General features: G+C 67.6%; 20 protein-coding genes and 1 pseudogene. 10 read left to right on the top strand and 11 right to left on the bottom strand.

All coding sequences use genetic code 11. The annotated features are described in order from the left end of the window. Nucleotides 1-17 precede the first annotated feature (17 nt). A pseudogene (locus R2N03_RS04635) lies at nucleotides 18-1,532 on the top strand (thymidine phosphorylase family protein); the annotation flags it as partial. A 74-nt stretch (nucleotides 1,533-1,606) separates the two neighbouring features. Here the strand turns inward: R2N03_RS04635 and R2N03_RS04640 are convergent. Further along, entirely contained in the window at nucleotides 1,607-3,940 is a 2,334-nt protein-coding gene (locus R2N03_RS04640) for a putative bifunctional diguanylate cyclase/phosphodiesterase (RefSeq protein WP_316655630.1), read from the bottom strand. 470 nt (nucleotides 3,941-4,410) lie between these two features. Between R2N03_RS04640 and R2N03_RS04645 the strand changes: the two genes are divergently transcribed. From R2N03_RS04645 to R2N03_RS04665, 5 genes are all read left to right on the top strand, one after another. Continuing rightward, nucleotides 4,411-5,529: a 3-deoxy-7-phosphoheptulonate synthase gene (locus R2N03_RS04645; RefSeq protein ID WP_316655632.1), complete on the top strand. Its 1,119-nt coding sequence runs from the start codon at nucleotides 4,411-4,413 to the stop codon at nucleotides 5,527-5,529. A 110-nt stretch (nucleotides 5,530-5,639) separates the two neighbouring features. Then, entirely contained in the window at nucleotides 5,640-6,377 is a 738-nt protein-coding gene (locus R2N03_RS04650; protein ID WP_316655635.1) for a DUF3348 domain-containing protein, read from the top strand. Between the two features lie 10 nt (nucleotides 6,378-6,387). Next, entirely contained in the window at nucleotides 6,388-8,487 is a 2,100-nt protein-coding gene (locus R2N03_RS04655; protein ID WP_316655637.1) for a DUF802 domain-containing protein, read from the top strand. After that, nucleotides 8,484-9,137 carry an OmpA family protein gene (locus R2N03_RS04660; protein WP_316655640.1) on the top strand — a complete coding sequence of 218 codons (654 nt, stop codon included), beginning with the start codon at nucleotides 8,484-8,486 and terminating at the stop codon, nucleotides 9,135-9,137. The genes R2N03_RS04655 and R2N03_RS04660 overlap by 4 nt, the downstream gene beginning before the upstream one ends. Then, nucleotides 9,112-9,765 carry a DUF2894 domain-containing protein gene (locus tag R2N03_RS04665; protein ID WP_428984360.1) on the top strand — a complete coding sequence of 218 codons (654 nt, stop codon included), beginning with the start codon at nucleotides 9,112-9,114 and terminating at the stop codon, nucleotides 9,763-9,765. The genes R2N03_RS04660 and R2N03_RS04665 overlap by 26 nt, the downstream gene beginning before the upstream one ends. Nucleotides 9,766-9,798: 33 nt before the next feature. On the opposite strand, the gene R2N03_RS04670 is transcribed toward R2N03_RS04665, so the two are convergent. The 4 genes from R2N03_RS04670 to R2N03_RS04685 are packed head-to-tail and all read right to left on the bottom strand — an operon-like array spanning nucleotide 9,799 to nucleotide 12,125. After that, complete coding sequence (locus R2N03_RS04670) at nucleotides 9,799-10,464, bottom strand: phosphoribosyltransferase (protein ID WP_316655644.1); 666 nt, start codon at nucleotides 10,462-10,464, stop codon at nucleotides 9,799-9,801. 3 nt (nucleotides 10,465-10,467) lie between these two features. Beyond that, nucleotides 10,468-11,151 (bottom strand): dienelactone hydrolase family protein, encoded by a 684-nt coding sequence (locus R2N03_RS04675; RefSeq protein WP_316655647.1) that lies wholly within the window; start codon nucleotides 11,149-11,151, stop codon nucleotides 10,468-10,470. A gap of 32 nt (nucleotides 11,152-11,183) precedes the next feature. Beyond that, nucleotides 11,184-11,648 (bottom strand): CBS domain-containing protein, encoded by a 465-nt coding sequence (locus tag R2N03_RS04680; RefSeq protein ID WP_316655649.1) that lies wholly within the window; start codon nucleotides 11,646-11,648, stop codon nucleotides 11,184-11,186. A gap of 30 nt (nucleotides 11,649-11,678) precedes the next feature. Beyond that, nucleotides 11,679-12,125, bottom strand: a complete 447-nt coding sequence (locus R2N03_RS04685) for a hypothetical protein (RefSeq protein ID WP_316655650.1) — start codon at nucleotides 12,123-12,125, stop codon at nucleotides 11,679-11,681. 697 nt (nucleotides 12,126-12,822) lie between these two features. Between R2N03_RS04685 and R2N03_RS04690 the strand changes: the two genes are divergently transcribed. After that, nucleotides 12,823-14,640 carry an adenosylcobalamin-dependent ribonucleoside-diphosphate reductase gene (locus R2N03_RS04690; RefSeq protein ID WP_316655652.1) on the top strand — a complete coding sequence of 606 codons (1,818 nt, stop codon included), beginning with the start codon at nucleotides 12,823-12,825 and terminating at the stop codon, nucleotides 14,638-14,640. A gap of 16 nt (nucleotides 14,641-14,656) precedes the next feature. Here the strand turns inward: R2N03_RS04690 and R2N03_RS04695 are convergent, their stop codons facing one another. The 3 genes from R2N03_RS04695 to polX form a co-directional block, all read right to left on the bottom strand. Further along, nucleotides 14,657-15,040, bottom strand: a complete 384-nt coding sequence (locus R2N03_RS04695; protein WP_316655654.1) for a hypothetical protein — start codon at nucleotides 15,038-15,040, stop codon at nucleotides 14,657-14,659. 17 nt (nucleotides 15,041-15,057) lie between these two features. Then, complete coding sequence (locus tag R2N03_RS04700) at nucleotides 15,058-15,435, bottom strand: hypothetical protein (RefSeq protein ID WP_316655656.1); 378 nt, start codon at nucleotides 15,433-15,435, stop codon at nucleotides 15,058-15,060. Between the two features lie 115 nt (nucleotides 15,436-15,550). Then, entirely contained in the window at nucleotides 15,551-17,299 is a 1,749-nt protein-coding gene (polX, locus tag R2N03_RS04705; protein WP_316655657.1) for a DNA polymerase/3'-5' exonuclease PolX, read from the bottom strand. A 255-nt stretch (nucleotides 17,300-17,554) separates the two neighbouring features. Between polX and R2N03_RS04710 the strand changes: the two genes are divergently transcribed. From R2N03_RS04710 to R2N03_RS04720, 3 genes are read left to right on the top strand one after another with little or no spacing between them, the layout of a single operon-like run. Then, nucleotides 17,555-18,343 (top strand): polysaccharide deacetylase family protein, encoded by a 789-nt coding sequence (locus R2N03_RS04710; RefSeq protein ID WP_316655659.1) that lies wholly within the window; start codon nucleotides 17,555-17,557, stop codon nucleotides 18,341-18,343. Continuing rightward, nucleotides 18,336-19,598: a putative glycoside hydrolase gene (locus R2N03_RS04715; RefSeq protein WP_428984361.1), complete on the top strand. Its 1,263-nt coding sequence runs from the start codon at nucleotides 18,336-18,338 to the stop codon at nucleotides 19,596-19,598. Before R2N03_RS04710 ends, R2N03_RS04715 begins: the two co-directional genes overlap by 8 nt. Next, nucleotides 19,553-21,943 carry a serine hydrolase gene (locus R2N03_RS04720; protein WP_316655661.1) on the top strand — a complete coding sequence of 797 codons (2,391 nt, stop codon included), beginning with the start codon at nucleotides 19,553-19,555 and terminating at the stop codon, nucleotides 21,941-21,943. Before R2N03_RS04715 ends, R2N03_RS04720 begins: the two co-directional genes overlap by 46 nt. 4 nt (nucleotides 21,944-21,947) lie before the next feature. Here R2N03_RS04720 and R2N03_RS04725 read toward each other — a convergent pair whose 3' ends face one another. The 3 genes from R2N03_RS04725 to R2N03_RS04735 all read right to left on the bottom strand — a co-directional run bounded on the left by R2N03_RS04725 (nucleotide 21,948) and on the right by R2N03_RS04735 (nucleotide 24,874). Next, nucleotides 21,948-22,448, bottom strand: coding sequence for a BCAM0308 family protein (locus R2N03_RS04725; RefSeq protein ID WP_316655663.1), 501 nt, complete (start codon nucleotides 22,446-22,448; stop codon nucleotides 21,948-21,950). Nucleotides 22,449-22,649: 201 nt separating this feature from the next. Next, nucleotides 22,650-23,600, bottom strand: a complete 951-nt coding sequence (locus R2N03_RS04730) for a DUF2950 domain-containing protein (protein WP_316655665.1) — start codon at nucleotides 23,598-23,600, stop codon at nucleotides 22,650-22,652. Further along, complete coding sequence (locus R2N03_RS04735) at nucleotides 23,597-24,874, bottom strand: DUF3300 domain-containing protein (RefSeq protein ID WP_316655667.1); 1,278 nt, start codon at nucleotides 24,872-24,874, stop codon at nucleotides 23,597-23,599. The genes R2N03_RS04730 and R2N03_RS04735 overlap by 4 nt, the downstream gene beginning before the upstream one ends. Between the last annotated feature and the right edge of the window lie 182 nt (nucleotides 24,875-25,056).

Below are 25,056 nucleotides of genomic sequence, written 5' to 3' on the forward strand. Positions count from 1 at the left end.
GTCCAGGAGCGTTCGCCATGCTCAGTCCGCCCGAGGTGACGGTGCTGCCCGACCAACTCACGTTCAAGCCGCTGGGCATCGACACGTGGCAGGAGCATGTCATCTACATGCATCCGGATTGCGCGATCTGCCGCGCCGAAGGTTTTGCAGCGCAGGCCCGGGTCGAGGTGCGGATCGGCCAACTGGCGGTGATCGCGACGCTCAACCTCGTCGGGTCGGGCTTGCTGGAGACGCACGAGGTCAGTCTTTCCGTCAGCGCGGCGGAGCATCTGCTGGCGCGGCCCGGCGATATCGTGAGCGTGAGCCATGCGCCCGCGCTGGAGTCGCTGCGCTCGGTGCGCGCCAAGATCTATGGCACGCACCTGGATACCCATCAACTGGCCGGCGTCATCAGCGACATTTCCAACGAGCGATACGCCGACGTGCACATCGCTGCCTTCCTCAGCGCATGCGCGGGCGGGCGCATGAGCGTGAAGGAGACGATCGACCTCACGCAGGCGATGGTCGATTCGGGCGAGCGCCTGAAGTGGGACCGTCCGGTGGTGGCTGACAAGCACTGCGTGGGCGGCCTGCCGGGCAACCGCACCAGCCCCATCGTCGTGGCCATTGCGGCCGCCGCGGGGCTGCTGTTGCCGAAGACCTCGTCGCGTGCGATCACGTCACCGGCCGGCACCGCCGACACGATGGAAACCCTCACGCGTGTGGCCCTGAGCGCATCCGAGTTGCGGCGTGTGGTCGATCGGGTGGGGGCCTCGCTCGCGTGGGGCGGCGCGCTCAGCCTGAGCCCTGCGGATGACGTGCTCATCCGCGTGGAGCGTGCGCTGGATGTCGACAGCGACGCGCAGTTGGTGGCATCGATTCTGTCCAAGAAGATCGCCGCCGGGTCCACCCATGTGGTGATCGACGTGCCCGTGGGGCCGACGGCGAAGGTCCGCAGCTTGCAGGATCTGGAGCGGCTGCGCATGTTGCTCGAGCGGGTGGCCCGGTCGTTTGGCGTGCACGTCCTGATCGTGCGCACGGACGGCATGCAGCCGGTGGGTCGGGGGATCGGCCCGGCGCTGGAAGCGCGCGACGTGCTGGCGGTGCTGCAGCGCATGCCCACCGCGCCGTTCGATCTGCGCGAGCGTTCGCTGCTGCTGGCCGGCGCGCTACTGGAGTTTTGCGGGGCAGCGGCGCCGGGCACCGGGCAGGATGTGGCTGCCGGCGTCCTTGACAGCGGCGCTGCCTGGCGCAAGTTCGAGGAGATCTGCGAAGCGCAGGGTGGCCTGTGGGTGCCCGGTGAAGCCGTCTTCCGCCGCGACGTGGTGGCCGAGCAGGACGGCATTGTCGTGGACATCGACAACCGGCATCTCGCCCGCATCGCCAAGCTGGCAGGCGCGCCCATGCGCCAGGTGGCGGGTGTCGAAACGCATGTGCGGCTGCACGATCGGGTCAGGGTCGGACAGCCGCTGTTCACCATCCATGCGCAGGCGTCGGGCGAGCTGGAGTATTCCTTTGCCTATGCGCGGATACATCCGGCGGTCGCGTTGGCATTGTCAGAACAGGACGCGGCCAGCGGGCCCGTGCCGGCGGGTGCCGCGCCCTCACCGATGGATCGCGCCTCGCATCAGGCGACGCAGCCTCCGGGCGCGATGGCTTCTGGCGAGGTCACGCCACAGGTGTCCACGACGGCCCTATCTTCATCGGATGGCGCGGGCCGGCTGTAGAAATAACCCTGGGCCTCGGCGCAGCCGGCTTCCCGGATGATTCTGGCGTGGGTCTGTGTCTCAACGCCTTCGGCCACGGTCGTCACGCCAAGCTGGCGGCCCAGATCGGCGAGCGCCTTGACCAGCACCGCGCTGTCGGGCCGCTTGTGGACGTCGCAGACGAAGGACCGGTCGATCTTGATCTTGTCGAACGGGAAGGCACGCAGGTGCGCCAGAGACGAATAGCCGGTACCGAAATCGTCCAGCGCGACACGCACGCCCATCTCGTAGAGCTGGCGCAGGTCCTCGAAGCTTTCCGCCTCGTTCTGGATGAGCGCTGTTTCCGTGACTTCGATCTCAAGCCGATCAGCGGCGAGGCCGGAGTCGAGCAGCGCAGCGCGTACCGTTTGCGCCAGTGTGGCCTTGCCCAGTTGCATGGGCGATACGTTGACGGCTACGCGCGCGCCGTCCTGCCATCGCATCGCTTCACGGCAGGCGCGGTGCAGAACGAAATCGCCAAGGTGGTCGATGAGACCGCTCTGTTCGGCGATGGGCACGAACTCCGCGGGCGGCACCCAGCCGCGTTCGGCATGGTGCCAGCGTACCAGCGCCTCGCGCGCGGTGATCTTGCCCGTCTGGACATTGACGATCGGCTGATAGAAGACGAACAGGCGGTCCTGGGTTTCCAGGGCGGCACGCAACTGGGTTTCCAGCAGGGCGCGTTCCTGGATGCGGGTCTCCATGGCTGGGCAGAACAGGCGCGCCATGCCCTTGCCCGCCGACTTGGCAGCATAGAGCGCGATGTCGGCGCGCGAGAGCAGGGTCTCGGCGTCATGGCCATGCGCGGGAGCCAGTGCCACGCCGATCGATGCGCCGATCCGCACGCTCTGATCGGTGCCCAGGGGGTAGGGCGCGCCCAATGCGGCAATGATGGCGTGGGCGTGGGCGGTGGCGCGATCGGCATCGTCATGCGGCACGAGCACGGCAAACTCGTCGCCGCCCAGGCGCGCAATGGTCGTGCCCGGGTCGCCGCAGACCGAGCGCAGGCGCGCGGCAACCGCTTCGAGCAGCGCGTCTCCCGCGCGGTGGCCCTTGGTATCGTTGATCACCTTGAAGCCATCGAGGTCGACATACAGGAGGCCGAGGTGGGCCCCCGGCGCCGCCAGGTGCATGTCCAATTGCTCGCGGAAGTTGGTGCGATTGGCCAGCCCGGTGAGCATGTCGTAGTGGGCCAGCTGGCGGATGCGGTTTTCCGCCTCCACCTCCTTTGTCACCAGCCCCCAGGTCAACATGGACCCAAGGTGGCTGCCGTCATGGGCCCGGACGGGCGCGATCTTCAGGTCGAGCACTTCGGGCCCGAGCCGCACTCGCGTGTTCTGCGCCGGGTGACCGGGCTCGACGAGCAGCCGCCGCTGAAACTCCGGATGCGCGAGCAGAACGTCGACGGGCGTATCTGGCGGCGCGTCATGCTCCATTGGCAGCAGGTGTGCGATCTGGTCGAGCAGGCGTTTCGACGTGTTGTTGGCGTAGTTGACGTGGCAGGTATCGGGCTTGACGGTCATCACGGCGATCGGCATGTCGTCGATCATGTGCAGCAGCCGGCTTTGCTCCGCTTCGCGGCGGCGGGCCTCTGTCTGCGCGTTCACCATCAGGGTGAAGTCGCGATAGTTGATCATCAGGATGACGAGCAGGCCGAACGACACCAGGGCCATGTTGACCGCGATCGCCACGAAGGTCGGTTGGCCTGTCGATGCGAAGAACGCGATGAACGCACCGTTGACGATGATCGTGACCATGACGGCCGCCGAGCGCAGGTGCATCAGGCAGAAGATGCAGGCGATGACCGTGATGGCCATGTAGAAGGCCAGGTATGAGCGGGTGTAGGCGTCGCCGTAGCGGAACAGGGCGAGCGACCAGGCCGTGAACGCGAAGGCAATGACGCTCGCCAACCGGTTGGTACGCGTGAGCGCGCGCAGCGCGAGCGCTGGCGTCGGATCGATCCGCCGGGATCGCCACCAGTGCAGCACGCGCACCGCGCAGGCCGCCGTGAGCAGCAGCGGGATGCCGATTGCCAGCCACGCAGGGCTGATGGCGCGGTAGGTCAGGGCGACCGCCCAGGTGCTGGTGATGAGGATGAAGTACATCATCGGCAACTGGCGCGAGAAGGCGCGGTACTGCGCCTTGAGCAGTTCCGGGTTGTCCTGCGACACGCCCAGGAAGTCGGCCACCTTGCCCGCAAACGTGCTGACGCTCATGGAACGCTCCAGGGTTCGGTCCGGGCGGCGCGCGATCGACAGGCGCTATGGCCGGGCAGGGTCCAGGGCATAAGGGGCAACGACAGCGCAGATCTGCATGATGGCCATGTGTGCCGCCCGTCTTGAACGGACGGGCAAGGGGAGCGGGCGGGCCAGCGGCATGCGAATTCCTTTCCAAGTGGCAGCGGGGCACGCATTCGCTTGCCCTACCCCACAGAAGCGGACGATTCGTCCCTTTCTGAATAGAGCTTTTGTATGAGGGCCGCTGCGTGCGGGCCGTGGTCGTGCGGTGCAGCAAAATGGCTCACGGCGCCGCATGTGCAGGCAGCCATTGACGCGGTGTTTGTCCGCGGACAGATTTCATGCGATTGGTGCGGGCGTCATGCCCGGACAGGCTTGCGCGGCGCGCATTGCCCGGGCTTAATGGGCGCTGTTTTTCTTGCCGCCTGAGACCCAGGCCTGCGCTTGCCATGATCCGCATTGACGATCCCCAGCATGACAAAGAGGTCGGCGTGGCCGACGCCACCCAGGATACGACCCGCATTGACGACGTGCGCATTGGTGCCGTCCGTCCGCTCATCTCGCCGGCGCTCCTGCTCGACGAGTTGCCGGTGTCACCCGAAGTCCAGGCCCATGTTGAGACGAGCCGGGCCGCCATCACCAACGTGCTGCAGGGCCGGGATGACCGCCTGATCGCGGTGGTGGGCCCATGCTCGATCCACGACCACGACCAGGCGATGGAGTACGCCCACCGGCTCAAGGCGGCGGTGGCGGGCCTGCAGAACGATCTGCTGGTCGTGATGCGGGTCTACTTTGAGAAGCCGCGTACGACCGTCGGCTGGAAGGGTTACATCAATGATCCGCGCCTGGATGGCAGTTTCCGCATCAATGAAGGGTTGCGCCGCGCGCGCGAGCTGCTGCTGGAAATCAATGCGCTGGGGCTGCCTGTCGCCACCGAGTTCCTCGACCTGCTGAGCCCGCAGTTCATCGCCGATCTCATCGCCTGGGGTGCGATCGGCGCCCGGACGACCGAGAGCCAGAGCCACCGGCAACTCGCCTCCGGGCTGAGCTGCCCTGTCGGATTCAAGAACGGCACCGACGGCAGCGTCCAGATCGCGGCGGATGCCATCCTGGCGGCGCGCTCGTCGCACGCCTTCATGGGCATGACCAAGATGGGCATGGCCGCGATCTTCGAGACGCGCGGCAACCGCGATGCACACGTCATCCTGCGCGGCGGCAAGACGGGCCCGAACTACGACGCCGCCGCCATTGAAGACACCTGCCGGATCCTGCGAGCGGCAGGGCTGCGCGAGCAGGTGATGGTCGATTGCTCGCACGCGAATTCGGGCAAGTCGCACACGCGCCAGATCGACGTGGGGCATGACCTGGCGCAGCAGTTGTCCGGTGGGGAGCAGCGCATCGTCGGCGTCATGATCGAGAGCCACCTGGAGGAAGGCCGGCAGGACCTCAAGCCGGGCGTGCCGTTGCGACATGGCGTGTCGATTACCGACGCGTGCCTGGGCTGGACCCAGACCGAGCCGTTGCTGGAGACGCTTGCCGGCGCGGTGCGCGCGCGTCGCAAAGGCTGACGTCGGCACGCCGAACCGCGTGTCTGCCGCCGGTTGCGCAGGCGGCGGGCTGGCCGGCGGGGGCGCGGGGCCCCGGGGGTGTAAACTGCGCCCTTTTTTGCACTCGTAGCATGGCGCACGTCCAGCAACGCAGGGCGCTCAGCGGCCCTGCGCTGATCCGCTTACTCGCTCGCCTGGCGGACACCGATCTCTCCCAGCCTGGGCAGTCACTGTCAGACCGGCTGAGCCAATGGCTCAGCTGGACCGATGCCATCACACTGTCGACCGCGCTGAACGCCAGCCTGCCCACGGTCGCGCCCGGCGCGCAGGCCGCTGGCGCTGATGCGGCAACGCTGTGCGGCCGCGTTCGCTCGGCACTGGCGAAGGCCATCGGCGCGACCGGTCTGTCAGACACGCGATCGAACTCCGGTGCGCGCCCGCCCGCCCAGAGCGCACCCGTGGCCGTCGACGTCGACTTTGCCGACTTTCGGCAGCGGTATGTGTCGATGCAGCAGACGATGGAAACGGAGATCGGCAGCCTGCGTGGCCGCCTGCGTCGTGCCCTGGCTGCCAAGGCACCAGACCTGGCGCGCCTCGCCATGCTCGATGCCAGCATGGAGCAAGCCCTCGCCGGGCGGGAGCGCACGCTGCTGGGCGCGATCCCGACGTTGCTCGGGCAGTATTTCGAGCGTCTGCGAGCCGCCGAGCTGCAGCGGCAGGCCGATCCCCTTGCCGACAGCACGGCTCCCGCCCCATCCAGCGCCTGGCTGAACGCATTCCGCAACGATATGCAGAGCGTGCTCCTTGCCGAGCTGGATGTCCGTTTTCAACCGGTCGAAGGGCTGCTTGCCGCCCTTGGCCCCCGCTAAGCCGGACACCATGTCCAGACATCACCTGAACTTCATCGTTTTCTTCGCCGGCCTGGCGGCCGTGGGCTGGATTGCCGCGGGCTATCTCATTGGTTGGAACCCGCTCGCGTTGGGCGTCACGCTGGTGATCGGCGCCATCTACCTGACGGGGACGCTCGAATTGCGCCGGTATCAGCAGGCGACGGGCACGCTCGACCGCGCCGTTGCCGGGCTGTCCGAGCCACCCGCCAGGCTGAGTGGCTGGCTCGATCAATTACATCCCGGCCTGCGCAACGCGGTACGCCTGCGCGTGGAGGGCGAGCGCGCTGCGATTCCCGGCCCCGTATTGACGTCCTACCTTGTCGGCCTGCTCGTGCTGCTCGGCATGCTCGGCACCCTGCTGGGCATGGTGGTGACGCTCAAGGGGACAGGCGCTGCGCTGGAAAGCGCGACGGACCTGCAGGCGATCCGCGCCTCGCTGGCGGCGCCGATCAAGGGGCTCGGGTTTTCGTTCGGCACGTCGATTGCGGGCGTGGCAACGTCGGCCATGCTCGGGCTGCTGTCCGCCTTGTGCCGACGTGAGCGGCTTCAGGCCGTGCAGGCGCTCGATACCCACATCGCGACCACGCTGCGCCCCTACTCACACGCGCATCAACGCGAAGAGACCGTCAAGCTCCTGCAGCGCCAGGCCGACGTGATGCCCGCGCTGGTAGACCGCTTGCAGGCCATGATGGCGGCCCTGGAGCAGCAGGGCACAGCCAGCGGCGAGCGGCAGCTTGCCAGCCAGCAGGCGTTTCTCGACAAGGCGGAGAGCGCCTACAGCAGCCTCGCCGCATCGGTGGGGCAATCGTTGCGGGAGAGCGCCGCCGAAAGCGCCCGCGCGGCCGGCGCCGCCATCCAGCCGGTCGTCGAAACGACGATGGCCGGGATCACACGCGAAACCGCCGCGCTGCACGACGCGGTGGCGCATGCGGTGCAGCGGCAGCTGGATGGCGTGTCGACGCGTCTGGAGACCACAGCCCAGACGGTGGCCGGCATCTGCAACAACGCCCTGTCGGAACATCAACGCGCGAGCGAGGCGCTGGTCGGACACGTCAGCACCGCCCTCGACCGGTTTTCAGAAGCGTTCGAGCAACGTTCCACACGCCTGGTCGATGGCGTTGCCGAGCGCCTCGAAGCGACCACGGGCAGCCTGTCCGGTGCATGGGGCGACGCGCTCGTGCAGCAAGGGCATGCCCAGGCGCTTGCAGCCGGCCAGCAGCAGCGCGCCTTTGAAGCGATTGCCGCGACCTTCGGGCAACACGCCGCCTCACTGCTGGACGCCTTGAAGCAATCCCAACTCGAACTCCAGTCTGCATTGGAAGCGCGTGACCAGCAGCGCCTGGCGGCGTGGACGGACACGCTCGGCGTGATGGGTGCCGACCTGAGCCAGCGCTGGGAAGCCGCGGGCGCCGACATGGCGAGCCGGCAGCGCGAGATCTGCGACGCGCTGGCGCACACCGCACGCGAGATCTCCGCGCAGACACAGGCGCATGCCAGCGAGACGATCGCGGAGATTTCGCGGCTCGTGCAGGCCGCGTCGGAAGCGCCCAGGGCGGCGGCCGAGGTGGTCGCCGAATTGCGCCAGAAGCTGTCCGACAGCATGGTGCGCGACACGGCAATGCTGGAAGAGCGCACGCGCTTGCTGGGCACGCTCGAAACGCTGCTCGATGCCGTGAACCACGCCTCTACCGAGCAGCGCTCGGCTGTGGACGCGCTGGTGGCGACCTCCGCCGGTCTGCTCGAGCGCGTGAGCACCCGGTTCACGGACCACGTCGAGGCCGAAACCGGCAAGCTGGGCGCGGTGGCCGCACAGGTGACAGGCAGCGCCGCCGAAGTGGCAAGCCTGGGCGAAGCCTTCGGCGTGGCCGTTCAGGTGTTCGGCGAGTCGAACGACAAACTGATCGCCCATCTGCAGCGGATCGAATCGGCGCTGGACAAGTCGCTCGCACGCAGCGACGAGCAACTCGCCTATTACGTCGCGCAGGCGAGGGAGGTCATCGACCTGAGCATGCTGTCGCAAAAGCAGATCCTCGAAGACTTGCAGCGGCTGGGCGGGCAACGCACCGTGGCCGGAGCCGAGGCGGCATGAACGACGACATTGACGCAGGCCTGGAGGGCGCGGCGCCGGTGTGGGCCGCCTTTGGCGACCTGATGTCGGTACTGCTCGGCGCCTTTGTGCTGATTCTCGTGGGCGTTATCGGCGTGCAGTTGGAGCTGTCATCCAAACTGGAGCACGAGGTGAAGCAGCGGGAGGCGGAAGCGCAGCGCCGCAGGACGCTGGAGCAGGCGCTTGCCGGTCCGCTGGCGGCTGGGCGGGTAACGCTCGTCAACGGGCGGATCGGCATCAATGGCAGCGTGCTGTTCGCGCTCAATTCAGACCAGTTGCAGCCGCAGGGGCTGACGTTGCTGAAGAGCCTTGCGGGGCCGCTGGCGGCATATCTGCAATCGCGCGACGAGATCCTGATGGTGAGCGGGTTTGCCGACGACCAGCAGGTGCGTGCGGGCAACCGCCAGTTTGCCGACAACTGGGAGCTGTCGGCAAAGCGCGCGTTGACGGTCACGCGCGCGTTCATCGATGAAGGCATTCCCGCTTCAAGCGTCTTTGCCGCGGCATTCGGCTCCGAGCAGCCGGTCAGTTCCAATGCGGATGACGCGGGCCGCGCCCGGAATCGGCGGGTCGAGATCGCGCCGGTTGCCCGGTCGGCGGCTTCCAATGGCGGGCAACGTGACGCTCACTGAGTCGGCCATTGCAGCGGCGCTGGACGACCTGCGCGCAACCGGCGCCGACCGGGTGGACCCCGTTCGCTTCCGCTTGATCGAGGCATTGCACCGGCGGGCTGCTGCCCAGGCTGGCGACGCGCGGGACATGCTGTTCCAGCGGCTGAACCGGCTGCTGGAGCGCTATGCCGATCGCGTCCGGCCAACGGTGCCTGCCGCTCACACGGCGGATACGGTCGACAACACAGCCTGCCCGTGCGAACCCGTGCAGGGCCCCCTGGCCGAGTTGCTGCGCGACATCGCCAGCCGTGCACGTCCTGCGGGCCAGGGCGCCATGTCCGGCACGTACCCGGAACTGGGCATGCTGGATGACTTTCGGGCGATCTGGGCGCGGGTCAGCGCTGAAACGCAGTTGCGTCAGTCGCTGGACAAGGTGCCATCGAATGCAGGGCCGCTCAACTCAAGCAGTCTCGTGCATCGTTCGCTGGTACGCATGCGCGAGCTGTCGCCAGCGTATCTGCGGCAGTTCCTTTCCTACGTGGATGCGCTTTCGTGGCTTGAGCAGATGAGCGAGCTCAGCACGGTCGCGGCCCGGGACAGCACGCGGACCGGCGGGGCCCGTAAAAGTCAGCGCGGCAAGGCGCGCTAGCGGGATCAAAGCGGATGCATTTCCGCAGCCGCGTCATTCCTCCGAGGCGTGTGTGCCGTGTGGCGCGCCATGCGGTGCGGCATCCAGTGCGGCGCGCACTTCATCGTCCTCCACCTGGGGGAATGCATCGTAATACGCACCCACCGCGCGAAAACCGGGTGGCGCGTACAGGCAGACCAGTTCATCGGCCAGCGGGCGAATCGCCTCCAGGCTGTCGGGTGCGCCCACCGGAACGGCACAGACCAGCCGTTTCGGGTGCCGCTCGCGTATGGCGTGCAGCGCGGCCTTCATGGAGGCGCCTGTCGCCAGGCCGTCATCCACGACGATCACCACCCGGTCTTTCACTTCGATGGGCTCGCGGTGCGGGGTGTAGAGCGCGCGTCGCCGGCGGATGACGTCCATTTCTTCAGCGCGCTCGCGTTCGAAATAGGTCGTGTCGGCGCCCACGCGCGCTGCATGCGGGGCGACGTAGGTCCAGCCCCCTTCTTCGACTGCCCCGACGGCCAGTTCGGGGTTGAACGGCGCCCCGATCTTGCGGACGAGCACAACGTCAAGCTCGCCTTCCAGCGCTGCCGCAATGAGCTGCCCCATGGGGACAGCCCCACGCGGAATGGCCAGGACCAGCGGATGGCTGTCCTTGTATTTGTCCAGGGCGAGCGCGAGCAGGCGCGCTGCATCCGATCGATCCTTGAATCGCACGACTCACCTCGCTGGTTGATGGCGGCGCTCGGTGGCGCCCAGGTGGCGCACGAACCAGGCCCGTGCCAGCTCCGCCGCGTGTTCGAGCGTGCCAGGCTCCTCGAACAGATGCGTTGCGTACGGCACGGTCTCCAGGGCCTTCTCGCAGCGCATCTCCGACATGGCCTGGCGGTTGAGATCCAGGACATCGATATCCGCCGCGCCGACGATCAGCAGGGTGGGGCACGCAAGCTGCGCCAGGGCATCGGCCCCGGCCAGGTCCGGGCGCCCGCCGCGGCTGACGACGGCATCGATCCGATAGGGGCCGTCCGGCGCGGCGGCGGCTTGGATGGCGGCAGCGGCACCTGTGCTGGCCCCGAAATACCCCAGCCGCAGCTGGCGTTCGCGCGCGATGTGGCCGACCGCGTGCGTGGCCGTGCGCAGGCGCTGCGCGAGCAGTTCGATATCAAAGCGGTTTGCGGCATGCGCCGCTTCGTCCGGGGTCAGCAGGTCGAACAGCAGCGTACCCAAGCCCCCGGCGTTGAGCCGATCCGCGACGAACCGGTTGCGCGGGCTCAATCGCGAGCTGCCGCTGCCATGCGCAAAGATCACCAGACCGATCGCGTTGCCGGGGCACGTCAGGTTGCCCTCCAGCATCGCGTCATCGGCCACGATATCCATGCTGAGATTCAGCGCTTCAGGGTTCATGCTGCGCGTCCGGTTGTTGGAAACCCACCATGTCAGACGCTCAGCGGCGGCTGTACGCTGCCTGTCGTCTCGCGCTCGCGCTCGTTGCGCACCAGGCGCGCGATGAGGCTCCATTCGGTGGCCATTGCGCTCAGCACATCATCCAGAGACAGCACGCCAACGAGTTCGCCATCGGAAGTCACGCCAACGCGTCGCACACCCGCCGCCAGCATCTCTTGCAGCGCATCGCTCAGGCTGGCATCGACCGACACGCTGAACAGGCCGCGGCTCATCACATCGGCAACGCAGGTCTGGGCCGGGTGGACACCCACCGCAACCGCGTCGAGCACCATGTCGCGATCGGTCACCACACCCACCGCACGCGGGCCGGCAGGCGTGTTTTCCGTCACCACCAGGGCGCCGACATGTTTCGCGCGCATCTGCTGGGCCGCTTCCTGAAGCGTGCAGGAATGCGGAATGTGAACCGCGTTATGGGAATACACGTCTTGAACTCGCATGATGGGCTCCTGCTGGCAGTCTGGTGGTGTTCAGGCGGCGTGCCCGCCGTGGGGTTGCATTGCCGGTTGCGGCGCGGTCTTTCGCTTGGCCTCGGAGTTGGCGGGCGCCACCAGATTGAAGCTGTCGAAAAAGGCCCGCAACGAATCGGCGGAGGCCGCGAACAACTGCGACGAAGAGGCTTGGCCCTGCGGACGTTGCATCTGCTCGTTCCATTCGGTCATCTGGCGCAGGTAGGCGGCCTGCAGACCGTTCATGAAATCGACCCAGGTCTTCAGCGCTGTCGCGCCATGCGTCGATTGCATCTTCACGAACGCGCTCTGCGCAGCCGCCAACGACGCCCAGTCATGGGTGCTGCTCAGTTCGTGCTCGATTCCCCTCACATCCTCCAACGCGGCCTCGGCGACCTTGAGGCGGAAGCGCGCGAACTCGATTTGCGCATCGAGGAGAAACTCAGCAGCCCGACCCGCATCGCGCATGGCGGCGCAGGCAAGGGTGCAGGCCACATCTGACGGTTGTTGCATCGCTGTCTCCGGTCAGGTCCGGCGGCGGCATCGGGCGCCGCCGAATGATTGATCTCCCTGCAGGGTAGGTATTCCACCGCGCTTCGGATTGATATGGCGCAAAGGGTGCGAACCGCTGGCGTGCGCTTGCCGCCAGGCCAGCCTTTCAAGGCGCTTGCTTGCCTACGCCGACAGGGGCAGAGCCAATGCCGCCACGCGGCTCCGGGCCATTCCTGCATGACGCAGATCAACCTGGAAGGAGGACCGTTGCCTAGCATGGAGTCGAGGGTAGGCAGGGGGTGTCCGGGCGTGGATCGCGTGCGGAAACCAGCCGCACTGGCCATGACACATCCGACACGCGGGAGAACCATATGCGCTCGAGATCATCATCGCCGCGCGGGCGGGCGCGCTCGCCGGCACGCAAGCCCGTGCGTTCGTGCGCGCGTGCGTGCCGTGGCGCACCTGAACCGGCCTGCCGGCTCGGCGCGCGCTGCACTGGCATGCCTCTGGGCCGCCCGGGGCGCCGTGCGTGGTCTGTGCGCCGCGCGCCGGGTGCGGGCGGTAAATCGGTGACGTGGCGTGTGGTCACGCGGGCCTGCGCCGGCACGCGGCTGCCGGCCTTCATGCGCGCCGGTTGACCTGCCGACCGACTTGCAGCCCGGGGCCGACATCCATGCAGGCAGACACGCCGACCGAACCCGAGGCGCTGTCGCCCGTGTGCGCGGCCGTGCTGGCCGACCGCTATCTCGGTCCGAAGGAAACCACGCGCGATCAGGTGTTCAGGCGGGTCGCGCAGGCGCTGGCTGCGGCAGAAGTCCCCGAGCGTCGCGCTCACGTTGCGAGCCTGTTCTACGGCAACATGCTCCTTGGGGCCATCGGGGCCGGGCGCATCATGGCGAATGCGGGCCTTGCCAGGCACGCCACGATGGTGAACTGCTTCGTGCATCCCATCGTCGCGCCGGATGCGCCAGTGGCGAGTCTCGCTGATATCGAACGTGCATTGCACCAGGCGCAGGCCACGCTTCGCATGGGCGGTGGCGTTGGCTACGACTTCTCCTCGGTGGCACCTGTCGATGCCCGATGTGCGAGGCCAAATGGGGCCACGGGCGGCGTCTGCGCCGTCATCGACCGCTTCGATCAGGCGTGCCGGTCGCTGCCGCTGGGTGACACGCGAGGTGGCGCCCAGATGGCGGTACTGCGTTGCGACCACCCGGACCTCGGCGCGTTCGTCGCCGCAAAGCGTGGACGCAAGCGCTGGACAACGTTCAACGTGTCGGTGGCAGTGACAGACGCCTTCATGCAGGCCGTCGCCGACGATGCCCCATGGCCTCTGCTGCATCGTGCCGAACCGAACGCGCCGCTGCGCGCGGCAGGTGCCTACCGGCTCGACAACGGTAGCTGGTGCTACGCAACGCCGCCTGCACGGCACCTGTGGGGCCTGATCGTGGAGGGTGCGCATGACAGTGCCGAGCCCGGCCTGCTGTTCATCGACACCATCAACGCCGCCAACGATCTGGCCGACATCGAAACCATTGCCGCCACCAACCCGTGCGGCGAGCAGCCCCTGCCGCCGTGGGGCAGTTGCGTGCTCGGCCCGATCGATCTGTCGAGGTGGGTGCAGTGGCCATTCGGCGTGGGCGGGCAACCGATGTTCGACTTCGTCGGCCTGGGGCGCGCGGTGCAGATTCAGGTCAGGATGCTCGACAACGCAATCGACATCACGCGCTGGCCGCAAGAGGAGCACATGCGCGAAGCGCGCGCCAAGCGCAGGATCGGCGTGGGCGTGACCGGCCTGGCCGATGCGCTTACGATGCTGTGCCTGCCCTATGACGCACCCGAGGCGCGCAACATGGCCGCCCAGATCGCACGATGCCTGCGCGACAACGCCTATGCCGCCTCCACCGCATTGGCGAGGGAACGCGGGCCTTACCCGCTGTTTCGCGCCGAGCGCAGCCTTGCACCCGGGCATTTTGCGGCCGCGCTGCCCAGGGCGGTGCGTGAATCGATTGCCCGCCACGGCTTGCGCAACAGCCATCTGCTGTCCTTGGCGCCGACGGGCAGCGTCAGCCTGGCCTTTGGCGACAACTGCTCCAGCGGCGTCGAACCGGCGTTCGATTGGGCATACCAGCGGAGGGTGCGCATTCAGCACGGTCCCCCGCAGCTTTACCGGATCGAGAACCGCGCCAGCCGGCACTTCCGGGCCCTGCACGGCAACCATGCGGCGTTGCCGGGCTATTTCGTGAAAGCCAGCCAGGTCAGCGGGTTGGACCACCTGCGCATGGTGGCGACGCTGCAGCCGTTCATTGACGCTTCGATCTCGAAGACGGTGCTGATTTCCGGCGGTGTCTCGCGCGCGGAGGTTGACGCGCTGCTCTTTCATGCGTGGCGGCTGCGGCTCAAGGGCATCACGGTTTTCCGGCCCGACACCGCTGCGGATGACGTGCTGGCCGTGCTGCCCACGGCGGACGGACGCCCCGCCTGTGGTTGCTGAGCGGCCGGGCCGCTGCTCAGTCCAGATCCATCGAGGGGTACCCGGACAGGGCCCCCGCCCGCGAGCGGCAGGCCAGCAGGGGGTCGCCCGCCCCGATCCATGCCGCGCGCACGGTCACGCAAGTGTCGCGGAACCGCGCCGTGGGGATGCCGATCCGGTTGGCCGCAGTGGCCCAGTGCGCAAAGACCTTTGCATGCACCTGCAGATAGGCCCGGCGAACATCCGGCTGCCTCGGGAACATGCCGTCTGTCGCCGGAAACTCGGGACAGCGGAGGTAGAAGTTGAACCAGAAAAGCACCGCATACGCTTGCAGGATGTCCTCCTTCGATTGCGGGCAGCCCGGTTCGAAGTCAATCCGCGGACAAGGGCAGGCCGTTGCGCAGAAGCGTGCCGTGTACATGGTTGCTCCTGCTCCGGTTATCCCGCCAGAGGCCGGCGCGCAGTGGCGGCGTCGTCAAGCGGCAGACCGGATGGCGGCTCCACGGTAATCAGCAGGTCGAGCCCGCTCACGCCGGGCAGGCGAAGCAGGGCGGTTTTCAGATAGGCCAGCGGGCGCGCGTCTGCAATGTGCCCGGCCAGTCGAATACGCCCGTGCCCGGTCCGGACGCCAAGGTATTTCGCCACCGACGGGGTGAACCAGTCCGCGGCCGTTCTGGCCAGCACGGCCAGCGCATGGTCGCTGAGCGCGGAAGAGACTGCGTCCGGGAGGAAGGCCTCGGCCAGCGTGTCCTCGACCAGGGGAGGAGCGGGCAATGCATTGGCGCGATGCGCGTGGGGGGAGGCAAGGGCGATCATGGCAGGCGCGTGTTGAAGTGGCTCTTGTTTCAATCTAGAGGACGCGGCGCATGTACGGTTGATCGCGCACAAGGCTTGATCCGGTAGCCGAGACAGGCGGGTCTGGCGCCCCTGCCTACAGGGTCCGTTTCAGCAGCGGTAACAGGGCCTTGAGCGAACGCGTGTTGAGCACGTCCTTGCGCTCCAGCCACCCACGCCGCGCCTGCATGACGCCGAAGGGCATATTGCCGAGGTCAGCCGGGCTGTGGGCGTCCGTGGCGATGCTCACCAGCACGCCTTCGGCTTTTGCCAGCCGGCACCCCATGTCGGAGAGATCCAGCCGCGCGGGTTGGGCATTGGCTTCGACAAAGCAGCCGCGCTGCGCGATCGCTTTCATCACGCGCGGCAGATCGACCTCGCAGGGTTTGCGCTCGCCCAGCAGGCGGCCGAACGGATGCGCCAGGATGGTGAAGTGCGGGTGGTCAATCGCGCGAAGCAAGCGGCTGGTCTGCTTCGCCTGCGGCAGGCCAAAATGGCTGTGAACCGCGCCGATGACGAGGTCCAGGCGTGCGAGGACCGCGTCTGGCAGGTCGAGCGATCCATCCTCCAGAATGTCGACCTCGATACCCTTGAGTATCACGGGCCATCCCTTGTGCTCGGCGTTGAAGCGATCGATCGCGTCGGCCTGTGCGGCCAGGCGCGCCGCAGTCAGGCCGTGCGTCACGGCGATGCGCGGTGAGTGGTCGGTGATGGCAAGGTAGTGGAGTCCCTGCAGCCTGGCCTGCGCAGCCATGGCTTCCAATGTGGCCGTTCCATCGCTGGCGGACGTGTGCACGTGCAGGTCGCCAAGGATGTCGTGGTCTTCCACGAGTGACGGGAGTGTGCCTGCCCGCGCGGCTTCGATCTCGCCAAGGTCTTCGCGCAGTTCGGGGCAGATCCAGGGCAAGCCGATCGCGCGATAGACCGATGCTTCGGTGGCGCCCGCCACGCGGTCCTTGCCCCGATACACGCCGTATTCGTTGATCTTGAGGCCCTGCGTCTGCGCCAGCTTGCGCAACGCGATGTTGTGCGCCTTGGAGCCGGTGAGATACACGAGCGCCGCGCCGAACGCGTCCGGCCGGACGACGCGCAGGTCGACCTGCATGCCGTTCTTCAGTACGACGCTCGCCCGGGTCGGCCCTGCCGAGATCCGGTTGACCACCTCGTTGTAATGCACGAAGTGTTCGACGACATATGCCCGGTCGTGGGCGGTGGCGAGCACGTCGAGGTCGCCCACGGTGTCGCGGCCCCTGCGGTAGCTGCCGGCCATTTCAAGCTGCTCGACCTTACCGCTTGCCTGCAGGTAGCGCGTGAGGGCGTCGGCGCACGGCTTGGCAATGTCCAGCCCGTAGCGGCGATGGCGCTCCAGGCGTGCCGTGACCGCTTCGAGCAGGCGCGCCTCACTTTGCGGACCAAAGCCGTGCAGCTCGCGGATGCGGTGTGCGGCCGCCGCGCGGGCCAGGTCGTCCAGGGTGACGATCCCGAGTTCGTGCTCCAGCATGCGGGCGCGCCTGGGCCCGAGTCCGGGCAACTGAAGCAGTTGGACGATGGACGCCGGAACTTCGGCGCGCACGCGCGTGAGCATGGCGCAGGTTCCCGTCTCGACGATCTCGCGCATCTTTGCGGCGAGGTCGATGCCGATGCCGGGCAGCCCGGTCAGGTCTGCGCCGCGCGCGAGCATGGCGTCGACGCCCTCGGTCATGCCTTCAACGAGGCGCGCCGCGTTTCGGTAGGCGCGCACCCGAAACGGATTCGCTGCTTCCACCTCGAGCAGATCGGCAATTTCATTGAAGACCGCAGCGATGTGCTGGTTGCCTTGATCTCGGGAGGAAACCGGTTGCGGCATGAGACGTCCCCATGTTTGCGTGAAGTCACCTGGCGCCGCAGCGCAGGGACCCAGCCCACGTGCGGTAGCGGATGTCTCATCGTTTCACGCGCAGCGCGATGGACCTTGCGGCACGTCAAGCCAGGCGACGTTTCGTGGGCGCGGCGGCACAGCGTGCCGTTCGGCTTGCGCAGGATCAACCCGACCACAACCGCCGGTCGTATCGTAAGCATGAGGAATTGCACAGCGACCACTCTGCCTGGAGGGCTTGCCGCCATGCGGAGCCTGATCCCGTTGTTATGCGTTGCATGGCTGATGGCCGGGTGCCCTCGCGCAAGCGCCGACTCTGCGCAGGTGCACCGTCATGTGGTGGTCCTGGTCTACCACCGCTTCGGGGCAACCGTGGACAGCGCCATGACCGTTCGCATGCAGACGTTCGAAGCGCAATTGCGCACCATTCAAGCGACCGGCTATCGCATCGTCGCGCTGGCCGATGTGGTCGACTGGCAGGCCGGTAACGACGTTGCGCTGCCCGAGCGCGCGGTCGCCATCACCGTGGACGACGGGCACCGGTCGGTCTACGAAACGCTGTGGCCGGCGGTGCGCGGCAGGCCGATCCCGGTGACGCTGTTCATCTACCCGTCAGCCATCTCGAACGCCTCCTATGCGATGACCTGGGCGCAACTGCGCGAGCTGGTGGCAGGCGGTCAGTTCGATGTGCAGTCCCACACGTACTGGCACCCGGACTTTCGTGTCGAGCAGCAGCATCGGGGTGCGGAAGACTTCTCCCGGTTCGTGCACGACCAGCTGCGGCGCTCGCGCACCCGACTCGAGACGGAGACGGCGCGGCCGGTGCACCTGCTGGCGTGGCCGTTTGGCATCCACGGCCCGGTGCTGGAGCGGATTGCGCAGGAGGAGGGGTATATCGCGGGCTTCACGCTGGAAGCGCAACCGGTGCGGCGCACCCAGCGGGCGATGGCGCTGCCGCGCTATCTGATGACCGACCGCTGCGGCGTGCAGTGCATGGCCGACATGCTCAGGGCGGGCGAGGAACGACATGAGTAGCCGCGGGTGCACATGGCTGGGCGCAGTGCTGTTCTGCATCATGGGACTGGCCCAGGCGTTGGAGGTCCATGTGGTGGACGCGTCGGACGGCCGGCCCGTCGCTGGGGCCACCACGGTGGCGTGGGGCGGCAGTCAAGTCACCAGTGCGGCCGGTATCGCGTCCATTGCATCGCCCCGCGTCGGTGATCGTTCGACGATGAGCGTGCGCGCGCCCGGCTATGCCCGTACGGAGGTGGCGCTCGACGCGAATCAGGCGGCCGTCAATGTTGCGCTCAGGCCAATCCAGCCCAGGGCGGTCTACTTGTCGGTACAAGGGGTCTCCAACCCGACCTTGCGTGAGGAAGCGGTTGCCCTGCAAGGCGACACCGCCATCAATGCGCTGGTGATCGACATGAAGGGCGACCGTGGGGACACCCCTTATCCGAGTGCGTCTCGCCTGGCGATCGGCGCGGCGCCGGCGGGCGGCAGCGACGCATCGCGCGGCAGGCGGTTTGCCAGCTTGATCCAGCAATTGCGGGCGCGCGGTCTGTATCTGATCGCCCGTATCGTGGTGTTCAAGGACGATCGACTGGCAGCGGCGCACCCGGGCTGGGCTGTCCGTGACCGCAACGGCGAAATCTGGCGTGATCGGGAAGACCAGCGCTGGATCGATCCCACCATCGAGGCTGCGTGGGTCAGTAGCCTCGATGTGGCCGAAGAGGCGGCCAGGCTCGGGTTTGACGAGATCCAGTTCGATTACCTCCGGTTTCCCGATGCCAGCGGCCTGCAGTTCAAACTGCCCAACACCGAGGTCAACCGTGTGGCGGCCATCACGGGCTTTCTTGCGCGGGCCCGCGAGCGGCTGCGCGCGGACAATGTGTATCTGTCCGCAGATATCTTCGGCTACGTGTGCTGGAACGCCGACGACACGGCCATTGGACAGCGGATCGAAACGCTGGGCGCGGCGGTGGACTACATATCGCCGATGCTGTATCCGTCCGGCTTTACGTGGGGCCTGCCCGGCATCAGGAAGCCGACCGAGAAGCCCGGCGAGATCGTCGCGCGCTCCCTGGCCGAAGCCAGGCGCCGCACGGGCTTGCCCGGCGTGAGGTTCCGGCCGTGGCTGCAGGCGTTTCGGGACTATGCCTTTGACCATCGCGAATTCGATGCCGGGATGATCCAGGCCCAGATCGACGCCGCCAACGCCGAGGGCACCCACGGGTGGATGCTATGGAACGCTCGCAACCGTTACGATCGCGCCAGCTTGCCGCGATAGGGCTGGCGCTCGCCGCGCTGCTGTATGGACCCTTGGCGAGGGGTGGCGCGGCGCCTGCAGGCGATCTCGCGCCACTCGGCAAGCCCGTCTCCGGGCGCGAACTGGAAGCCGTGGTCGCTGCGCAGATCGCGGATGCCAACGTGGCGGGCGCGGTCGTGTTGGTGGGCGATGCCGGCGGCGTGCGCGAGCGCGTCGCACTCGGGCAGCGCACGATCGGGCCGGCGGCCGAGCCGATGACGGATGACACGATCTTCGATCTCGCTTCGCTCACCAAGGCTGTCGCCACCGCCACGGCGGTGCTGCAGCTCGTGGAGCGCGGGCAGATCGTGCTGGATGCACCTGCCGCCCGCTACTGGCCTGCCTTTGGCGCCGACGGAAAAGAGGGTGTGACCGTGCGCCAGTTGCTGACGCACACCTCGGGCCTGCCGCCCGGCCTGGCGTCGCGTGCGGCATTGAAAAGCCCCACGACAGTGCTCAATGCGATCGCGGCCATGCCGCCTGTTGCCGAGCCCGGCAGCCGCGTCATCTACAGCGATATCAATTACGTCGTGCTGGGCGAGATCGTGCAGCGCGCGAGCGGGATCGGGCTGGATACCTGGTGTGCGCGAAACATCTTCCGCCCGCTTGGCATGCGCGACACGCGGTTCCGGCCGGGCCGCCAGCTGATGGCCCGTATTGCCCCCACCACGACACGGAACGGACGATGGCTGCGGGGCGAAGTGCAGGACCCGACGGCCGCCGCGTTGCGTGGTGTATCCGGCAACGCTGGCCTGTTTTCCAGTGCGGGCGACCTTGCCCGCTTTGCGCGCATGCTGCTCAATGGCGGGCGGCTGGATGGCCAGCGCATTCTGCAGGCTGCCAGCGTGGCCATGCTTTCCACGCCAGACAGCACCACCGCGCCGGAGGCCACGCGCACGCCCGGCTGGGAAGTGCAGGCGCCGCTGATTCCCAACCGGTATCGCGCGCCACGCGCCGGGCTGCTGCAGCATCTCGGCTATACCGGAACCGGGTTGTGGATCGATCTGGTGACGCGGCGGTTCGTGATCGTGCTGACCAGCCGCCTGTACCCCGATGAGAAGGGCGACGCCATGCCGTTGCGTGCAGCCGTGCTGGGCCTGGTCTCGAGTACGGCGCCGGTGCTCTCGGGGCAACAGATCGCTGCACGGGCGCCCGTCATGGCCGACGCAGTAGCCTGGACCGAACAGCGCTTGCCCCCCGCGAGCGGACCCGTGCGCACCGGCATCGATGTGCTGGAAGCCGCCGGGTTTGCACCCCTCGTCGGCAAGCGGGTGGGGCTGGTAACCAACCGCAGCGGTTTCGACGCGATGGGCAGACGGACCATCGACGTTCTGGCGCAGGCGCCCGGCGTTCGGCTGAGCGCCATCTTTGCGCCGGAACATGGCCTTGGCACGGATCTCGACACGCCGTTCGGCGACACGATCGACGCCCGCACCCACGTGGTCGTGCACAGTCTGTACGGCACGCGCAGGCGCATGCCGCCTGATGTGCTGTCCACTATCGACGTGCTGGTGTTCGACCTGCAGGATGCCGGGGTGCGATTCTTTACCTACCTCGCCACGTTGGGCGCCACGCTGGAGGCGGGCGCCGCGGCGCATATTCCCGTGCTGGTGCTGGACCGGCCCAATCCGCTGGGTGGTGACGTGGTGGGCGGCCCGGTATCGGACACGGCGGACGGTTCGTTGACGAACTATGCGCCGCTGCCGCTGGTGCACGGCATGACCATCGGCGAACTGGCGCGCTTCCTGAACGATCGGCCCGGTCACGGCGCGGCACTGCAGGTCGTGGCCATGGAGCAGTACGACCGTTCGATGCGCTTTGCGGACACCGGTCTGGGCTGGGTTCCGCCTTCGCCCAACCTGCGTGATTCCGTGGCCCTGGAGCGCTACCCTGATGTCGGGTTGATCGAGGGCGCCAGCATCAGCGTCGGCCGGGGCACCGCCACGCCCTTCAGTGTGATCGGCGCGCCGTGGATCGACGGCGCTGCGCTGGCAAGCGAGCTGAATGCGACCGGCTACGGTGCCACGTATCAGCCGATCCATTTCGTGCCGGCCGAAGGACCGTATCAGGGCCGGCTGTGTTCGGGGGTGATGATCCGGCGCGTCTCCATGCCGGACCGCCCGGGCCGCATCGGGCTGGCCCTGGCGAGGGTGCTGTCGCTGCGTTATCCCGAACACTTCAGGCTGGCCGCGATCCGCACCTCCGTCGGCTCGCAGACGGTCTGGAGCATGCTGCGCGATGGCGTGCCCCTGGGCGATATCGAGCAGCTCGCCAGCGCGCAGGCCGAGGCGTTCCGCGCGCTGCGTGCGCCGTATCTTCTCTACTGACGCATCAGCGCGTCCATTTCACGTGCAGCTCGGTCTCGGCGTTGCCATAGTCGAAGGTCAGCCGTCCGTGGAATGCGTGATGGATTGCATGGCCGATGTCGCGCGCCAGGTGGAAGCCCGTCGTCATGATGTTCGTGCCATCCGCCGAGGATTCGACCGCCATGATGCGCTCCATCGGGTGATCGGCGCGCAGCGCTGCTTCGCGATGGCGCGCAAGGGTGAGGATCTCTTCGCGGTGGGCCGCTTCAAATGCTCCCGACAGATGGATGCGTGCGGCAGGCGCATGATCGGCCGCGCGCTGGCAGGCGGTACAGACCAGGGCATTGGCACCGGGCGGCGGATTGCGCCATTGCCAGCGGCCCTTGAGGAAGACGGCACCGCATACCGGACAGCAACTCGCGCTCGGCGCCTTGTCTGGCTGGCGGTAGCGGTCGTGAATCGGCTCAACGGCAAACGGGCTCCAGCGTGCCGGCCATACCCGTTCGGATTGGGAACGCAGTTTCATGTTGACTCCTATTGAGGGCGGTCCTGCCGACGTGCAGCGCACACCAATCTGGAGTGCCGGTGCGGTTGGACATTTCCTAGGTTAGCCATGGCAGCGCGCCGCGGTTTGGGCTGGATCAAGCGAAGCGCCCGGGCTTGGGGTGACTCGCGGCACCGTCGTCATGGGCGCGATGACGGTGTCTTTCAATGATGAAGCGGAGGGTCATGGCAGGGCCGGCGTCCAGCTCTCGTCGGGGTCGTATGCGCGCATGCGGCGCGCCGTCCCGGCGGTGTGGGGGCCGAGGTTCTTCTGATACACGACACCGTCCTGATTGACGATGAACGTCATCACGCCCGACGCGCCGTACGCGGCAGGAAACGCCACCAGCGCGAACCCGCCGGTCATGTGCCCGTCGACGACGTAGTCCTGCGCGCCGCCGGGTGCGTGCGTGCCCTGCTGGGTCAGGATGCGGAAGACGTAGCCGTGGAAGGGCGCGGCAGGCCCCGTGCCCGATGTCCCGCGTCGCTGAGCGTCGGCAAGTGCGATGAGCGGCCCCAGCGGGCTTTCTTCCTCGCCGGCTGATGCGACCCAGTAGAGGCCGTCTTGCCTGCCTGGTGAACTGGCGAGGCGCTGTGCGTACACCGGCCGCCCATCCGCCGCGCGGTGCGATGCGCCGTAGCTGAGTTGCGCCTCTACATAGGCGCGGCAGACACGGATCGCATGCGCTTCATGATGGCCGATGCGCCGGTCGATGATCTGCTGTGCGCCGGCTTGCGTATCGAAGCGCCAGCGCGTGTCCCGCATCGCCAGCGGAATCGGGTAGGGCCATTCGTCGTTGCCCAGGATGATGAACGCATGGTCCGCGCCGTCCATCTCGATGCGATGGGCTTCATCGTAGGCAGAGGCCAGCCTGCTCCGCGCGATCCTCTCTCCGGTTGGGTCACCGGAGCGCACAAGCCTGGCGCCGTCGCGGCCGAACAGCGCGAGCAGGGCAGTGCTGTCGCCGCTGCGCCAGGCGGAAGCCAATGCCTCGGCAGCCTGTTCCGGGGAGGAGAACGTCCGTTGCGCAGCCGCCGTGGCCGTCGCAGGAAGGCTCGTCATGCCGGCGGCCGCTGCCACCGTGAGCGCGGCAAGACGGCGCAGGAGCCACTGTGTGCAGGTCTCTCGCATCATCGTCTCCTGGCGCCGCCGGCGGGCGCGCCCTGAGGTGCCCCGCGAGGCGTCCCATGAGGGGCTCCCTGAGGGATCCCGTGAGGCAACCCGTGGGGTATCCCTTGCGGTGCGAAGCCTCTTGGTGGTTGCCCGCTCGGCTGGGGCACTGGCGCTGGCATGCGACTGGCCTGTCCGCGTTGCGCCTGGCCGCGCACGTCGGCGCCGCGCCCGAATGACTCGAATGTCGGCGGGTAGGCTGGCGATCGGGCGCGCGGGGCGGGGCGTACCCCTGGCGTCGGCCGGGGCGAGCCATGCGGTGCCTGGAAAGCCGGTCGCGGCGGCGAAATCGGGGAGGGCCGGATCACCGAGCCCGCAGGCGCGGACGGCGGCGTGGGATAGCCGCGAAAGCCGCGCCGCGCATCCGGTGAGACAGCCGTTCCGCTGTCGAAGCGCCCCCGCGAGGGGCCCGGATACGGGACGCCATGACGATGTCCCGGGTCATGCACCCAGAAACCGCCGGGCGGCGGCCGATGGTGGCCGATGTCGCCAAAACGTCTGCGGTCGATATCGATGTGATGACTGTGCCAGTTCCAGTGGCTCCAGCCCCACAGCGGCGCGACCACCGTAAAACCGATCCACCCGAACCCGACGGCGCCGCCAATGACGACCCCGCCCCAGATATCCGGAAAGATGTAGGGCGGGTAAGCCGGATACGGCCACGGCCCGTACACGACATAGGGGTCATAGACGGGCACATAGACCACCAGTGGGTTGGTGGGCTCGATGAGGATGTCGCCGTCCTGCGTGGTTACCATGGCCTGCGTTGTCGAACCCAGGCTGCCGTTGACTTGGGCCCGCCTGCGCAGGCGCTGGATCGAATCCATCACGGCGGCTTCGTCGGCGAGGAACGCGTTGCCGACGCGCTCGGTCCAGTCGAGGTTGTCGTTCATCATGTGCAGGAGCCTGGGGAATGGCACGAGCGACTTCACGCTCGGGTCCCACGGCAGCGGCGTCAATGCATCTGCCAGCGCATCACCGGCAAGGGCGGCGTGGGTCGGGTCGCGCACCCAGCGGTCTGCCTGAACCACCTCGAGCGGATAGGTCGCAGCCATGAGGATCTGGGCGACCAGCGCGTCCGGATACAGCGCAATGGGCGCGAGCATCTGGTCGAGCTGCTCCGCCGTGGGCTGCGGTGGCATGCTCTCAGGCGTATTCGGCTGGGAAAAGGCGGCGCTGCACATCAGCAGCAGGAACGTCAGTGCAATTGCCAGCGGCCTGACCGATCGCGCTTTCATGGACTGCCTCCGCAAGCGCGGGAACCTCGCGTCCGGCACAGACGGGTTCCCTGTGCGTTTCATATTCGGCCAACGGGGCGGTCTGCGGTTGATACGCGTCAACGCCCGCGCAGACGACGGGCACGCGTGGAGCGCATGGATGCCCGGGCCGCGGCGTACGCCGCTTGCGATGGCGCAAGTCA

Source organism: Ralstonia condita (assembly GCF_958405655.1).
GTDB classification, from domain to species: Bacteria; Pseudomonadota; Gammaproteobacteria; order Burkholderiales; family Burkholderiaceae; genus Ralstonia; species Ralstonia condita.

Excerpts from the sequence above, each read along its gene's own strand:
- R2N03_RS04685 (WP_316655650.1), bottom strand. The coding sequence starts at position 12,125 with ATGCGCGATGCGGGTCGGGCTGCTGAGTTTCTCCTCGATGCGCAAATC.
- R2N03_RS04675 (WP_316655647.1), bottom strand. The coding sequence starts at position 11,151 with ATGAACCCTGAAGCGCTGAATCTCAGCATGGATATCGTGGCCGATGAC.
- R2N03_RS04660 (WP_316655640.1), top strand. The coding sequence starts at position 8,484 with ATGAACGACGACATTGACGCAGGCCTGGAGGGCGCGGCGCCGGTGTGG.
- R2N03_RS04650 (WP_316655635.1), top strand. The coding sequence starts at position 5,640 with ATGGCGCACGTCCAGCAACGCAGGGCGCTCAGCGGCCCTGCGCTGATC.
- R2N03_RS04735 (WP_316655667.1), bottom strand. The coding sequence starts at position 24,874 with ATGAAAGCGCGATCGGTCAGGCCGCTGGCAATTGCACTGACGTTCCTG.
- R2N03_RS04645 (WP_316655632.1), top strand. The coding sequence starts at position 4,411 with ATGATCCGCATTGACGATCCCCAGCATGACAAAGAGGTCGGCGTGGCC.
- R2N03_RS04640 (WP_316655630.1), bottom strand. The coding sequence starts at position 3,940 with ATGAGCGTCAGCACGTTTGCGGGCAAGGTGGCCGACTTCCTGGGCGTG.
- R2N03_RS04725 (WP_316655663.1), bottom strand. The coding sequence starts at position 22,448 with ATGAAACTGCGTTCCCAATCCGAACGGGTATGGCCGGCACGCTGGAGC.
- R2N03_RS04720 (WP_316655661.1), top strand. The coding sequence starts at position 19,553 with ATGGAACGCTCGCAACCGTTACGATCGCGCCAGCTTGCCGCGATAGGG.
- R2N03_RS04715 (WP_428984361.1), top strand. The coding sequence starts at position 18,336 with ATGAGTAGCCGCGGGTGCACATGGCTGGGCGCAGTGCTGTTCTGCATC.
- R2N03_RS04655 (WP_316655637.1), top strand. The coding sequence starts at position 6,388 with ATGTCCAGACATCACCTGAACTTCATCGTTTTCTTCGCCGGCCTGGCG.
- R2N03_RS04690 (WP_316655652.1), top strand. The coding sequence starts at position 12,823 with ATGCAGGCAGACACGCCGACCGAACCCGAGGCGCTGTCGCCCGTGTGC.
- polX (WP_316655657.1), bottom strand. The coding sequence starts at position 17,299 with ATGCCGCAACCGGTTTCCTCCCGAGATCAAGGCAACCAGCACATCGCT.
- R2N03_RS04700 (WP_316655656.1), bottom strand. The coding sequence starts at position 15,435 with ATGATCGCCCTTGCCTCCCCCCACGCGCATCGCGCCAATGCATTGCCC.
- R2N03_RS04710 (WP_316655659.1), top strand. The coding sequence starts at position 17,555 with ATGCGGAGCCTGATCCCGTTGTTATGCGTTGCATGGCTGATGGCCGGG.
- R2N03_RS04680 (WP_316655649.1), bottom strand. The coding sequence starts at position 11,648 with ATGCGAGTTCAAGACGTGTATTCCCATAACGCGGTTCACATTCCGCAT.
- R2N03_RS04730 (WP_316655665.1), bottom strand. The coding sequence starts at position 23,600 with ATGATGCGAGAGACCTGCACACAGTGGCTCCTGCGCCGTCTTGCCGCG.
- R2N03_RS04695 (WP_316655654.1), bottom strand. The coding sequence starts at position 15,040 with ATGTACACGGCACGCTTCTGCGCAACGGCCTGCCCTTGTCCGCGGATT.
- R2N03_RS04665 (WP_428984360.1), top strand. The coding sequence starts at position 9,112 with ATGGCGGGCAACGTGACGCTCACTGAGTCGGCCATTGCAGCGGCGCTG.